This is a genomic window from Dokdonella sp. (assembly GCF_049593775.1).
In the GTDB taxonomy this organism is placed as follows: Bacteria; Pseudomonadota; Gammaproteobacteria; order Xanthomonadales; family Rhodanobacteraceae; genus Dokdonella.
Genome location: NZ_JBAWHJ010000221.1, coordinates 1 through 13,176, shown reverse-complemented (window position 1 = coordinate 13,176; position 13,176 = coordinate 1). Strand labels below are relative to the sequence as shown.

The 13,176-nt window shown below is 59.5% G+C and carries 12 protein-coding genes; 1 reads left to right on the top strand and 11 read right to left on the bottom strand.

Going from position 1 to position 13,176, the window contains the following annotated elements; all coding sequences use genetic code 11:
• The 3 genes from rpoE to WBP53_RS07935 all read right to left on the bottom strand — a co-directional run.
• Positions 1-568: RNA polymerase sigma factor RpoE (gene rpoE, locus WBP53_RS07945; protein ID WP_423927668.1), on the bottom strand; the 568-nt coding region annotated here is incomplete at its 3' end.
• 169 nt (positions 569-737) lie between these two features.
• Positions 738-3,335: an EAL domain-containing protein gene (locus WBP53_RS07940; protein ID WP_423927666.1), complete on the bottom strand. Its 2,598-nt coding sequence runs from the start codon at positions 3,333-3,335 to the stop codon at positions 738-740.
• Positions 3,335-3,820 carry a hypothetical protein gene (locus WBP53_RS07935; protein ID WP_423927664.1) on the bottom strand — a complete coding sequence of 162 codons (486 nt, stop codon included), beginning with the start codon at positions 3,818-3,820 and terminating at the stop codon, positions 3,335-3,337. The genes WBP53_RS07940 and WBP53_RS07935 overlap by 1 nt, the downstream gene beginning before the upstream one ends.
• Positions 3,821-3,934: 114 nt before the next feature.
• On the opposite strand from WBP53_RS07935, the gene WBP53_RS07930 reads away from it, so the two are divergent.
• Positions 3,935-5,989 (top strand): 3-hydroxyacyl-CoA dehydrogenase NAD-binding domain-containing protein, encoded by a 2,055-nt coding sequence (locus WBP53_RS07930; protein WP_423927662.1) that lies wholly within the window; start codon positions 3,935-3,937, stop codon positions 5,987-5,989.
• A gap of 26 nt (positions 5,990-6,015) precedes the next feature.
• Here WBP53_RS07930 and WBP53_RS07925 read toward each other — a convergent pair whose 3' ends face one another.
• From WBP53_RS07925 to acpP, 8 genes are all read right to left on the bottom strand, one after another.
• Positions 6,016-6,939, bottom strand: a complete 924-nt coding sequence (locus tag WBP53_RS07925; protein ID WP_423927660.1) for a ketopantoate reductase family protein — start codon at positions 6,937-6,939, stop codon at positions 6,016-6,018.
• Positions 6,939-7,304 carry a PilZ domain-containing protein gene (locus tag WBP53_RS07920; protein ID WP_423927658.1) on the bottom strand — a complete coding sequence of 122 codons (366 nt, stop codon included), beginning with the start codon at positions 7,302-7,304 and terminating at the stop codon, positions 6,939-6,941. The genes WBP53_RS07925 and WBP53_RS07920 overlap by 1 nt, the downstream gene beginning before the upstream one ends.
• 1 nt (position 7,305) lies before the next feature.
• Positions 7,306-8,271 carry a DNA polymerase III subunit delta' gene (gene holB, locus WBP53_RS07915; protein ID WP_423927656.1) on the bottom strand — a complete coding sequence of 322 codons (966 nt, stop codon included), beginning with the start codon at positions 8,269-8,271 and terminating at the stop codon, positions 7,306-7,308.
• Positions 8,268-8,906, bottom strand: a complete 639-nt coding sequence (tmk, locus tag WBP53_RS07910; protein WP_423927654.1) for a dTMP kinase — start codon at positions 8,904-8,906, stop codon at positions 8,268-8,270. The genes holB and tmk overlap by 4 nt, the downstream gene beginning before the upstream one ends.
• On the bottom strand, positions 8,903-9,958 hold the full coding sequence (gene mltG / locus WBP53_RS07905) for an endolytic transglycosylase MltG (protein WP_423927652.1): 1,056 nt from the start codon (positions 9,956-9,958) through the stop codon (positions 8,903-8,905). The genes tmk and mltG overlap by 4 nt, the downstream gene beginning before the upstream one ends.
• A 64-nt stretch (positions 9,959-10,022) precedes the next feature.
• Positions 10,023-11,366 (bottom strand): aminodeoxychorismate synthase component I, encoded by a 1,344-nt coding sequence (locus WBP53_RS07900; RefSeq protein ID WP_423927650.1) that lies wholly within the window; start codon positions 11,364-11,366, stop codon positions 10,023-10,025.
• Between the two features lie 47 nt (positions 11,367-11,413).
• Positions 11,414-12,652, bottom strand: a complete 1,239-nt coding sequence (gene fabF / locus WBP53_RS07895; protein WP_423927648.1) for a beta-ketoacyl-ACP synthase II — start codon at positions 12,650-12,652, stop codon at positions 11,414-11,416.
• A gap of 213 nt (positions 12,653-12,865) precedes the next feature.
• On the bottom strand, positions 12,866-13,105 hold the full coding sequence (acpP, locus tag WBP53_RS07890; protein WP_092404824.1) for an acyl carrier protein: 240 nt from the start codon (positions 13,103-13,105) through the stop codon (positions 12,866-12,868).
• Positions 13,106-13,176 lie beyond the last annotated feature (71 nt).

Here is a 13,176-nt window from a genome sequence, read left to right as displayed (position 1 = left end):
CCAGAGGCCTCAGCTTTTCATCGATGGCTTCTCGCGCCCGGAAAATCCTGGAGCGAACCGTGCCAATGGGGCAATTCATCGCCTCGGCGATTTCCTCATAGCTCAAACCGTCCACCTCACGAAGGGTAATGGCGGTGCGCAGCTCCTCGGGTAACTCTTCGACCGTGCTGAACACGGTTTGTTCAATTTCCTGGCGCAATAATTCACGCTCGGGGGTGGCTCTATCGCGCAACTGCGATGCGCCATCAAGAAGAACGGCATCATCAATGGTGATATCACCAATCGGCGGCCTGCGTCCCTTGGAAACAAGGTGGTTTTTGGCCGTGTTGATCGCAATCTTGTAAATCCAGGTGTAGAACGCGCTGTCACCACGGAATGCACCGATGGCGCGATAGGCGCGGATGAACGCCTCCTGAGCCACGTCCTGTGCTTCACTCCAGTCGGACACATAGCGTGTAACCAGGCTGATGATCTTGTGCTGATACTTGCGCACCAGCAAGTCAAAAGCTCGCTTGTCACCTTTCTGGACGCGCTCAACAAGCGCCTGATCCAATTCGCTTTCGCCCATGCGGGCAGATCTCCTTGCCGGCGATGGGTTCGAGGCACACTGTCCTAGACACCATCATCGGGAAATAGTTTCAAACACCATGATGACCGGGACCGGCATTCAATTTCCAGTCGTACCGGGTTCTCACGGACCAAGTTCGTGGAATGCCACTGATCCCGCGGTGTCCAGATCAGATCTGGCCGCCGGACAGCGGTTGCTCTTCAAGCAGTCTTTCGCGTTCGGCAAGCAGGCTCTCAAAGCTAGCCGCAGGCAATGGGCGACAGAACAGATATCCCTGCAGCACTTCGCAGCCCAGTTCGCGCAGGAAATCCAGATGAGCTTCTATTTCCACACCTTCTGCGACAACACCACGATTGAGGTTGTGGGCCATGCCAATGGTAGCGCGCACGATGGCCTCATCGTCCGGATCGAGCCCGATATTGCGAACGAAGGCCTGATCGATCTTGATTCGATCAGCTGGAAATCGTTTTATGTAGTCAAGCGAAGATTGGCCCGTACCGAAATCGTCGATGGATATCCCGCAGCCTAGCTCACGCAAGGCTTGCAGCGTTTCGAGCAGGTTGGGAATCGACTTGACGCTGATGCTCTCGGTGACTTCCAGGTCAAGCAGGCTGGCAGGGACACCGGTTTCCTCCAAAACGGCGGCCACAAGTCCGACCAGGTTGGGCTGGCGCAATTGCAGCGGCGAAAGATTGACGCTGATGCGAAGCGGCAGGGAGAAACGCAATTGCCAACGCCGGGCATCCTGGCAGGCGGCACGCAACACCCATTCGCCAATCGGGATGATCAGGCCTGTTTCCTCGGCAAGCGGAATGAAAAAGCCTGGGCTGATCATGCCGAGCTCGGGATGTTCCCAACGTATCAGCGCTTCCATGCCGACGATGTCCTCGCTGGCCGTATCGACCTGCGGTTGATAGAACACGCGAAGTTCGCCGTTACGCTCGGCCTGGCGCAGCTTGGCCTCCAGAGCAAGGCGCTGCTGATGAGATTCCTCGGGAACCGCAACATAGGCCTGATAATTATTGCGGCCCATGCCCTTGGCCGTATACATCGCCACGTCGGCATGTTTCAGGAGGCGCTCTGCGACCGTCGCATCATCCGGGTAGAAACTCAGGCCGAGACTGGCCGTAATCTGGATCTCCAGGCCATCGGGCAGGGTCAACGGGGCTTCCATCACGCGCACGATCTTTTCCGCGATGCGCATGACATCGTCACGCTGCACGATATGGCGCAGGATCATCGTGAACTCGTCACCGGCATAGCGTGCCACTGTATCCGAGGCCCGGACACACAGGCGCAAGCGCCTCGCAACAGCGACGAGCACGTGATCGCCCACGCTGTGACCCAGCGAGTCGTTGATGTTCTTGAAACGATCCAGATCCACGAACAGCACGGCAAACATTTCGCCGGTTCGATGGGCCTCCTGAATCACCGACTCAAGACGATCGTTGAACAGCAATCGATTGGGCAATCCGGTCAGGGAGTCCTGCAAGCCACGAACACGCCCCTGCTCACGGGTCCGGCGCAATTCCAGTTCCAGCGCAAGCCTGTGGGCGACGGCGCGCAAACCTTCAATCATCGGGGACTGTTTCTGGATCGGTTCGCGTCGAGCGACGATCAACGCGCCCAATGCAACCTTGCGCTCGTCGCAAAGAGGCAAGCCGATCAGGCATTCAAAGCGGCGTTCGCGCACGAAACCATTGTCCGAACTCAAGCGCCATGCATCCGCGAGCTGGATCACCTCGTCGCCATCGAGCACGCTCTTGAGGATTCCCTGCCGCAACGGATCAGGGGTGTCGTCCGCCGGGCTGAATCGGTGGAACACGACGAGCGGCTGGGTTTCTCCAGCCTGGTCCAGCCGCAATGCGACCAGAGCAACAAAGTCCAACGCCAACCAGTCGACCAGGCTGCGTACGGCCGCACTGATGCCCTCCTCACCGCCTCCCACCTGGGCGAGGTTCGATATCACCTGGAGGGCCTGCTCATACCGTCCGAGCTCACCAAGTTCCCTGAAAGTGTAGAAATGCGCGACACGTCCTTCCTGCACGGCAAGCTGCACATGCACATCGACCGGATAGGCACTACCGTCCGCATGCGGCTTCTGTGCCCGATACTGGATCCTGCCTTCCCGCTCAAGCTTCAGATTGAGTTCGCCGCGCTGGCCGGGCGCAAGGACGGCATCGAAATTGTCGATTCGACCACCGAGCAACTGGATCCTCGAATAGCCGCTGCGCTGGACGAAGGCCGGATTCACTTCGAGCAGGCGTCCGCTCTTCGGGTCAACCAGAGCCAGCTCGTCGAGGCTTCCGTCGAACGCATACTGGTGCGGGGTTGCATCCGTGCCTGCTTGGTTCTGGCCGGCGATTGCATCACGCCCACCCAACTGGACTTGTATCCGCGCAAGGGCTTCGGCGGGATTGACCGGGCTCGAAATCCACTCGACAACACCAGGCGGCATGTTTTCCCAGTTCCAGACTTGCTCCGAAGACGCAGATGCGAGCAGCCCGATGACCGGAACTGGATTGAGTGGCCTGAACTGGACCAGCTCGTTGCAGAAGGAAACCGCATCGGCGGCCGAGCCCAGAAACTCGAGCACCACCAGGTCAATCTGTGGATCCTGGTCGAGGAAGGTACGCGCCTGGCCGATGTCCTTGGCCGTATAGATGGCATCGAATTCCTGCGCGTCCAGCGCGTCAAACAGGATCCGCCGATCATCACGATCAGTCGCCACGATCAAAACTGCGCCGTTTCCGTGATCAGGAGCCATCAACGTACCCAGCGGCCATCGCGCAAACGCGGGCGCTTGTTCGCGGCGGTTCCGGGCGTAAGTCGCTCGACCAGGGCGTCGATCTCCTGCGGGAACGAAAGTTTTCGCGAGAGGAATACCATCTTGCGCTGATTTCCGGTCCTGATACGTGCAAAACGTCGCAGCAACGCCGTATTCGGTGGCTTGATCTGGTCATCGAAATCAATCAGCAAATACACCCCGAACTGCATGCTCTGCAGGATGAAGCGCAAGGCATCATTAAGACGCTTTGACCCCGGAATGCGCATCTCGCTTTGTCGCAGCGCGGCAATGCCGTTTTCCGGATCCCATAGGTACACCGATTGCCCGCTTCGCATCGCGAGCTGGCGAAATTGCTCCAGAGTGTCTTCCATTTGGGCGGTCTCGATCCCGATCAGGTTTCCCTCGGAATTGAGAATCTGCTCAAACAGCCTGGGCGTGACTTGTACGCTCGCCGATTCCTGCATGGCCTTGATCGGAACCCTTCCCCCTGAGCTTTGCACCTTAGTCTGAACCGGGTGCATTGACCAGAGGCGCAGCTTGACCGGATCATAGCTGTCCGATTCTGCGAGGATAAAGCCATGTTCGAAGGACTCCGCTTCAAACACTGGAGCAGCGAACAGGACGCTGACCGGATCGTCGTCTTGACGCTGGATCGGGTCGGTAGCCCGGTCAATACGTTCGCGAGGGAGGTCCTCGATGAACTCCAGGAGATCGTCGAACGCCTTTCCTTTGATCCACCGCGCGGCTTGGTGATTCGCTCGGGCAAGGCTGCCGGTTTCATCGCCGGGGCTGATATCAAGGAGTTCGAGAGCTTCGACAAGGCAGGGACCGTGCTCGATGCCCTGAGCTATGGGCAGCGCGTCCTGCAGGGACTCGCCCGGCTGCGTTGTCCGACGGTTGCCGCCATCCATGGGCATTGCATGGGCGGTGGCACGGAACTGGCCCTCGCCTGTCGCTACCGGGTTGCCACGCGTGACCCTTCGACACGCATCGGGCTTCCCGAGGTCAAGCTCGGCATTTTCCCTGGATGGGGAGGAAGCGCCCGCCTGCCCTACCTGATCGGTGCTCCAAAAGCTCTGGAACTGATGCTTACAGGGCGGACTGCATCCGCCGAACATGCACGCGCAATCGGACTTGTAGATGCAGTAACGTCTGAAGAAACCCTGCTTGAGCGAGCCCGCGAGATCATTCGTCGCCCGCCTACCCGGCCAATGCAGCAACGCTTGCAGGCATGGGCAACGAATACCTGGCCGGCGCGCCAGATTCTTGCTCCCATCATGCGCAAGCAAACAGCGGCCAAGGCCAGGCCTGATCACTATCCTGCTCCGTTCGCGTTGATCGAGACCTGGCGACGCGGCGGAAACCTGTCGCAGAGATTGCGCAACGAGGCCAGAGCAGTAGCCAAACTGGCGAAAACCGGTACAGCCCGAAACCTGATCAGGGTGTTCTTCCTGCAAGAACGACTCAAGGGGCTTGGCGCAGGAGTCGATCATGGCATCGGCCATGTCCATGTCATCGGCGCAGGAGTCATGGGCGGTGATATCGCGGCGTGGTCGGCACTACGTGGTTTCAACGTCACGCTGCAGGATCGCGAACAGAAATACATCGATCCCGCGATGGAGCGAGCGCAGGAAATGTTCAGCAAACGCCTCAAGACGGCCGATCGTATCGCTGCGGCGAAAGCACGACTGAAGGCGGATGTCGAAGGCAAGGGCGTTGCGGTAGCCGATCTCGTGATCGAGGCAATATACGAAAACGCCAAGGCCAAGGAGGCCCTCTACAAGAATGCCGAACCGGACATGAAGCCGAGTGCACTACTGGCCTCGAATACTTCCAGCATTCCGCTCGACGAACTGCGTCAGGCTGTTGCCAGCCCGGGACGGTTCCTCGGACTTCACTACTTCAACCCCGTGGCGCTCATGCCACTGGTCGAAATCGTGCGTCATGATGCACTCGACAACGACAATGCGCGGCGGGCAATGGCGTTCTGCAGGGCAATCGACAAGCTGCCGGTGCCGGTCAAGGGCACGCCTGGCTTTCTTGTCAACCGGATCCTCATGCCCTACATGCTGGAAGCGGTCCGGCTATACGGAGAAGGTGTCCCGGGCCCCGTACTCGACAAGGCTGCGAAGAAATTCGGGATGCCGATGGGACCGATCGAACTTGCTGATACGGTTGGCCTCGATGTAGCAGCCTCTGTAGGCAAGGAGCTGTCAGAGTTCCTCAACCTGGATATCCCGGAAGGCATGGAGTCCTTGCTCGCTTCGGGCAAGCGCGGCAAGAAGGATGGCGAGGGGTTCTACAAGTGGGAAAACGGAAAACCGCTCAAGCCGGAGGTCGATCCCGGGTATTCCGCACCGGACGATATCGAGGATCGCATGATCCTGCCCATGCTCAACGAAGCGGTAGCCTGCGTGCATGATGGCGTTGTCGATGACGCGGATCTTTGCGATGCAGGGGTGATTTTCGGGACTGGATTCGCTCCATTCCGGGGAGGCCCGATCCAGTACATCCGCGATACAGGTGCCGATGCCCTGAAGCAGCGTCTGCAGGCACTCGAGCAGCGCCATGGGCCTCGCTTTGCGCCGCGAGACGGCTGGGACAGCAAGGAACTGAAGGCCCCAGAAGCCTGACCAGTCGAAGTTTCAGCCAGCGCGTGTCAATGACTTCCCGCCAAGCGGGCCTCATGCACGCGCAGCTGGACACAGGCTGCGCTCAGCAGTGGCGTATCGACCCCAAGCTTGCTGGCACGCGAGAGCATGTCGCCCAGGACATGCTCGGCTTCGGTACGCCCCCCACGCTCAAGGTCGCGGAGCATCGACGCCTTGAGGGGAGAATGCCTTGCGTTGAGGATCTCGATGGCCTCGCCCATGGCCTCGTCACTGGGGGCATGGCCGCTGCGCCTGGCTACTTCCGCACACTCCAGATACAACCAGCGAATGAGATCCGCGCCGTCGGCGGCGGCCACGATTTCACCGATGCTCGCGCGCATCAGGCACGTAATCCCAGCCAACGCCGAGAGGAAGATGAACTTTTCCCAGATGGCGGAAAGGATGTCGGTGCGATGTGCGACATCGAATGGCATTGCGAGCAATGCTCGCAACATGGCGGGGTCGATGGAGGCGGTATCGTTGCGTGCGCCAAAGGTCAGCCTCGCAATGGAGCCAGCCTGACGAATCGACCCGTCCTGCTGCAAGTCCACCGATATATGACAAAGGCCGCCCAGTATGGCATCGCGTCCAAACGCCGTATCGAGTGCATCGAGATGCCGTATCCCGTTGAGCAATGGCAACACCCTTGCGCCCCTGACTACGGCAGGCATGATCGCTTCGATCGCTGATTCAAGATCGTAGGACTTGCATGAAAGCAGGACCAGATCCCAGGCCTGGTCACCGTTGATACCGGTCAAAACATCAACGTCGGCCCGGATATCCCCTTCATGCGCACGGATACGCAAGCCCTCCCGGGCCAGCAATGCGGCCCTGTGAGGCCTGACCAGAAACGACACGCGTGACCCTGCCTCGTGCATGCGGGCGCCGAAATAGCCACCCGTTGCGCCTGCACCGAGAACAAGAACGCGCATCACATGGTGTGGGTCGGCCGTTCCTGCAGCAGGATGCCGGCCAGAATGGATTCAATCTTGGTGCGCGCCGCATCACCATCGCTGGATTCATTGAACTGCACACCAATGCCCGCGGTGCGATTGCCCTGGGCTCCGGGCGGTGTGATCCAGACTACTTTTCCGGCTACGGGCAAGCGGTCCTTTTCGTCCATCAGCGAAAGCAGGATGAAAACCTCGTCGCCCGGGTTGTAGCGCTTGCTCGTTGGAACGAACAAGCCGCCGCCCTTGACGTACGGCATGTAGGCATTGAACAACGCGCCCTTGTCCTTGATGGCCAGTGACAGGATTCCCTGTCTAGGCATTCCCCCCACTACGGGTGTCGACATTTCATGGTCTCCGCGGCATCTGCCATGTGTGCAGCAGGTCGAGCATGACCAGTTCACTGCGCAGTTGGGTATCGAGCAGTTCGCGCGATCTGTTGGCTGCGGCGAACCATGCTGCTAGCTTGGGTATTTCCTTGGCCCCGGTCAAGCCGAGTCTGCCAGGCTTGCCGTTGGCCAGGTGTAGCGCCTCGTCTCTGGCGATCACGGCGGCATGCCACAGTCGCTGCGCGGGGCGGTCACCAGCCCAGGCCTCGGCGACGGTCAGGGCGCTGATTCTTGCAGTTCGTAGCCCGAGGAGATCTTTGGCGCATTCGTCCCGCAATCCCATCGCGTTGCTGTTGATGGCGTTCAGGGCCTCACCTGGATTGCCGAGCGCACACGCCAGTGCCGCTTCAGCAGTTTCCACGGTGACTCCCTGGGCTTCGAGCCAGCCCCTGGCCAGACCGGGCTCAGGATTCCTCAACTCGATGCGTTGGCATCGACTGCGAATGGTAGCCGGCAAACGCGCCGGTCGATCACTGACGAGCAGGATCACGGTACTTGCCGAGGGCTCCTCGAGAGTCTTGAGCAGTGCGTTGGCAGCACTGGTGTTCATCTTGTCCGCAGGATCGATGATGACAACCTGCAAGCCACCATATTGTGTCGAAAGCGAAAGTCGCTGGGAGAGCTTGCGTATCTGTTCGACAGTGATTTCGCTACGCAATTTGCCATCGTCGCGTGGCTCGAACTCGATCGGCACATGATCGGGATGGGACCCGGCCGAGAGCAGCTGGCACGCCCTGCAAATACCACAGGCGTGCCCGTCGCCGAGACGCGAATCGCACAGTGCTGCCTTGGCAAGTGCGCTGGCGAGTGCGCGCTTGCCGAGACCGGCATCTCCGCATATGAGCAGTGCATGCGGCAGCTCGTTGCGTTGCAGACGCGCAGAAAGCTGGCGCCAATGTTCGCCAAGCCAGCTTGGCAGAGTCATTTCGAATCTCTTTGTCTGATCATGAATTCATCGACAGCAGCAAGCGCGCTGGCAGCCACACTATCGATATCCTGGCTTGAATCAATGATGCGAAAGCGACTCGGCTCAAGTCCGGCACGCTCACGGTAAGCCGAACGAACCCGATCGAAGAAGCCCGACTGTTCGCTTTCGATGCGGTCAGGAACCCCTCGAACCTGGGCACGCGCCAGACCGATTTCGACAGGAACGTCGAGCAACAGGGTCAGGTCCGGCTTGATGCCGCTGGCAGCCCAGGCTTCAAGCTCGGCGATTCTTCCTTCCGGCTGGCCTCGCCCGCCCCCCTGATAGGCATAGCTTGCATCGGTGAAGCGATCACTCAGTACCCACGTGCCCTCGTCGAGTGCAGGCATGATCAGCTCACGCACCAGTTGTGCGCGTGCCGCAAACATCAACAGGAGTTCGCTCTCGGCACAGACCTGGCCCATCTGCTCATCAAGCACCACCGATCTGATCGCCTCGCCAAGCGCTGTCCCGCCGGGTTCACGGGTGACCAGCAGTTTGATCCCCAAACATTCGAGATGGGCGCGCAAGGCTTCGAGCACGGTGCTCTTGCCCGCGCCTTCGCCCCCCTCCAGGCTTATCAGGCAACCCTTCATCGTTGCCTGCTTCTTTTCAGATACCTGGAGACGGCGCGATTGTGTTCGGTCAGCGTCGCTGAAAACTCATGGCGTCCACTGCCGTCGCCAACAGCGACGAAATAGAGCGTGTTGCCGCCGGCCGGATGCAGTGTCGCTTCCAGCGCCGCGAATCCCGGCAAGGCGATGGGAGTGGGGGGCAATCCATCACGCGTGTAGGTATTGAATGCCGTGTCTGTTTCCAGATCGCGTCGACGAATATTGCCGTCGTACGCCTCTCCGAGCCCATAGACCACGGTTGGGTCCGTTTGCAGGCGCATGCCGATTTGCAGTCTGCGGGTGAATACGCCGCTTATCAGGGGCCGTTCATCAGCAATGCCCGTTTCCTTTTCAATGATTGATGCAAGAATCAGCGCCTCATATGGGGTCTTCAGCGGCACGCCCGGATCTCTCTCGGGCCACAACTGGTCCAGTGCAGCGCGCATGGCGGCATGCGCGCGCGAAAGAATCGCAAAATCGTCGTCGCCATTCACCCAGGAATATGTCTCGGGAAGGAACCAGCCTTCCGGCTTTCCATCCGGGATATCCAGCCGCGCGGCGATGCTGGCGTCATCGAGCCCTGACAGGGTCTGGCCAACTCCCTTCTCTTTGGCCAGTGCAAGGCGCAATTGCCTGAACGTCCATCCCTCGACAATCGTGAACTGATGCTGGACCACCTTGCCCGCAGCCATCATCTCGATCAGCCCGCGCGGCGTAAGTCCGGGCTGAAGCGCGTACTCGCCAGCATGCAACCTGGAAGCCACGTTCAGTTCCCGCGACAACAGGCGCCAATAGAAAGGAGATCCATCGCTAATCCGTTCTCGGCGCAATTGACGCACGATGTCGCGAAACCCGGTACCGCGCGAAAACTCCATGACCCGCGCTTCATCGAGCAACAATGGGGCGTCTACGAAACGCCGATAGTCCTGCCACGCGAGCACGGCAACAGCGCACAGGCCGGCCAGGAAGACCAATGCCAATGTGAGCAGCCAGCGAACCCTGCCAGATTGTTGGTGCATGCGGATAGTTTGCATGGGTTTCCGATTTCTTCGTCGAGGAGCGTAGCAGGGTTGCAGTTCACATTCGGGCATGTCGGTCTCACCCGTCGATATTGAATGCGCGGAGCAAGCCGCGCGCCTTGTCACGGGTTTCGGCAACCTCCGATTCCGCAATGGAATCAATGACGATACCTGCGCCGGCACGCAGGCTGATTCGCTTGCCTTCTACAGCCAAGGTACGAATCAGGATATTCAGGTCAAGGTCGCCATTGTTGTCGAGGTAACCTACAGCTCCGGTAAAGGCGCCGCGAGCCGAGGGCTCCAGTTCCGCAATGATCTCCATGCAGCGGACCTTCGGACAGCCGGTGATGGTCCCGCCGGGAAAGACCGCACGGATCACCTGGCCCGGTGTCGTTCGCGGTCGCAATTCGCCACTCACGTTGGAGACGAGATGATGAACATGGGCGTAGCTCTCTACCCCCATGAGCTCGTCAACGATCACGGTGCCTGGAATGCATACCCTGCCAAGATCGTTGCGTTCGAGATCGATCAGCATGACATGCTCGGCGCGCTCCTTCGGATGCCCGACCAGCTCGCGAATCCGCGCAGCGCTATCTTCCCCGGGCAGTCGTGGCCGGGTCCCGGCGATCGGGCGAGTCTGTACCTTGTTGCCGCGAATCTGCACAAGTCGCTCTGGTGAGGAACTGACCACCGCCCAACTTTCCCACTGAAACAAGGCTGCAAATGGCGCGGGATTTGCCACGCGAAGATGCGCGTAGATCACGGCGGGCGAAGTGTCACTGGCAAGACCAATGCGCCATTCGCGAGACAGGTTGACCTGGAATACATCACCGTCGCGCAGGTATTCATGAGTGCGTGCGACGGCACGCACAAAAACTGCCGGGTCGTCTTCTTCTATCGATTCGACTTCCAGCGGCTGCGCGGCCACCGGCAAACATTCGACCAGGTCGCTTTCCACCTGGTCGAGCAAATGACTGAACCCGGGCTCGGCAATCAGGAAAGTCTGATCACTTTCGTGATCGACGATCACGGCTACCGGGCAATGCACTGCCAAGGCAACCGGCAACAATCCTTCGGTGCTGTGCAACTGCAATCGAGGTTCAATTTCCCCGGCGAGCTCATAGCTCAGGTATACCAGCCAGCCACCATGAAACGGGAGGCCATCAGTGCTCTCTGTTCGTGCTCGGGATGATTGCTTCCAGGCGGTATCAAGCGCTTCGAGAAAGCCGCTGCCCACCACCTCACCTGCTGAATCACGGACACATCCGTGCCTATCCAGTTGCAGCGATGAATGCGGAAAAGCAAAGAGAATGTCGTGCCGTGCATGTGCAGTGCCGTCCGCGGCACTCTCAAGCAACCCCGGATAGCGCTCCGGAAATGCCGCAGCGAGCGCCAGCAAATCCCGACGACCGGGCAGGATCATGGTGACGCCCGCTTGACCTGGCACGGGTTTGCCCGGGATTCCGCGCCTCACATCCGCCGAAATACCAGCGTGCCATTGGTGCCGCCGAAACCGAACCCGTTCGAAACGGCGGTCGAGATCTTCTTCTCACGGGCGACGTTGGGGACATAGTCCAGATCACAGCCTTCACCTGGATTGTCCAGATTGATGGTCGGCGGAACGACACCATGATGCAGGGCGAGGATTGTGAAAATCGCCTCGACACCACCAGCGGCGCCAAGAAGGTGTCCAGTCATCGACTTGGTCGAACTGACCATCGTGCGCTTGGCATGCTCGCCAAGGGCACTCTTCAGGGCGTAGGTCTCGGCAAGGTCGCCCAATGGCGTGGAAGTGCCATGCGCGTTGACGTAGTCGACCTGGTCGGCGTTGATTCCTGCATCCGCCATTGCAAGTACCATGCAACGTGAGGCGCCCTCGCCATCTTCCTTTGGCGCAGTCATGTGAAACGCGTCGCTGCTGCTGCCGCTGCCGGCCAGTTCGCAATAAATACGCGCACCGCGCGCCTTTGCAGACTCGTATTCCTCGAGAACCAGAATGCCGGCGCCATCACCGAGCACGAATCCGTCTCGATCCTTGTCCCACGGGCGACTCGCCTGTGTCGGGTCATCATTCCGCGTCGACATGGCCTTCATGGAGCAGAAACCGCCAACCGCAGTGGGTACCGTGGCATATTCGGCGCCACCGGCCACCATGATGTCTGCATCCCCGTACTGGATCAGACGCATCGCCATGCCAATACTGTGATTTGAAGTGGCGCACGCCGACACGGCAGAGAAGTTCGGACCCTTGATGCCAGTCATGATCGAAAGATGGCCGGCGACCATGTTGATGATGGTCGAAGGAACGTAAAACGGTGAGATCTTGCGCGGCCCGCCTTCATGCCAGGCCACCGTTGTCTTCTCGATGCCCGCGATCCCGCCAATGCCGGAGCCAATCAGCGCCCCTGCACGCTCTGCATTGGCTTCGGTAATTTCGAGCCCCGCATCCTGAAGCGCCATCAGTCCGGCCGCGACCCCGTAATGGATGAAGCTGTCCATTTTCTTGACATCTTTTGGTGGAATCCACGTACTGGGATCAAAATCACGCACTTCGCCGGCAATTCGAGTCGGAAAGGCTCCGGCGTCGAAATTGGTGATCGGACCAATGCCGCTCTTGCCACCCGTAATGTTGCCCCAGGCCGTGGCCAGATCGTTTCCAACAGGGCTGACAATGCCTAGACCGGTAACTACGACGCGACGTTTGCTCATGTTCTCTATTCCGCAGTTCAGGAGGCGCTCCGCGCACAACATACGCACGCGTAGCGTTGCCTGCCCTCAAAATGAAAGCTGCGCCTCTAGGGCGCAGCGGGGTGTATCTCTAAAGACCCGGTCGGTAACCCGCTACGCCCGTGATTCGGCGGCGCGGCGGCAACAATGATTGCCAGGGTCCTTGCCGGCTCGGACAGGCTCCGGCGGAGCTCATCAGGACTTGACGTGCGCCTTGACGTAGTCGACTGCCTGCTGAACCGTGGTGATTTTCTCGGCATCTTCATCGGGGATTTCGCACTCGAACTCCTCTTCGAGAGCCATCACCAGCTCGACGGTGTCGAGGGAATCTGCACCAAGATCGTCGACGAATGACGCGTTTGGCGTGACTTCATCTTCTTTGACGCCCAACTGCTCGACGACGATTTTCTTGACGCGTTCTTCGATAGTGCTCATAAGTCTCTTGTCTCCCGATGGGATCTCGTTTCGTGATTCGGATTGCGGAATGCCGGTGGCAACGCGCTAGT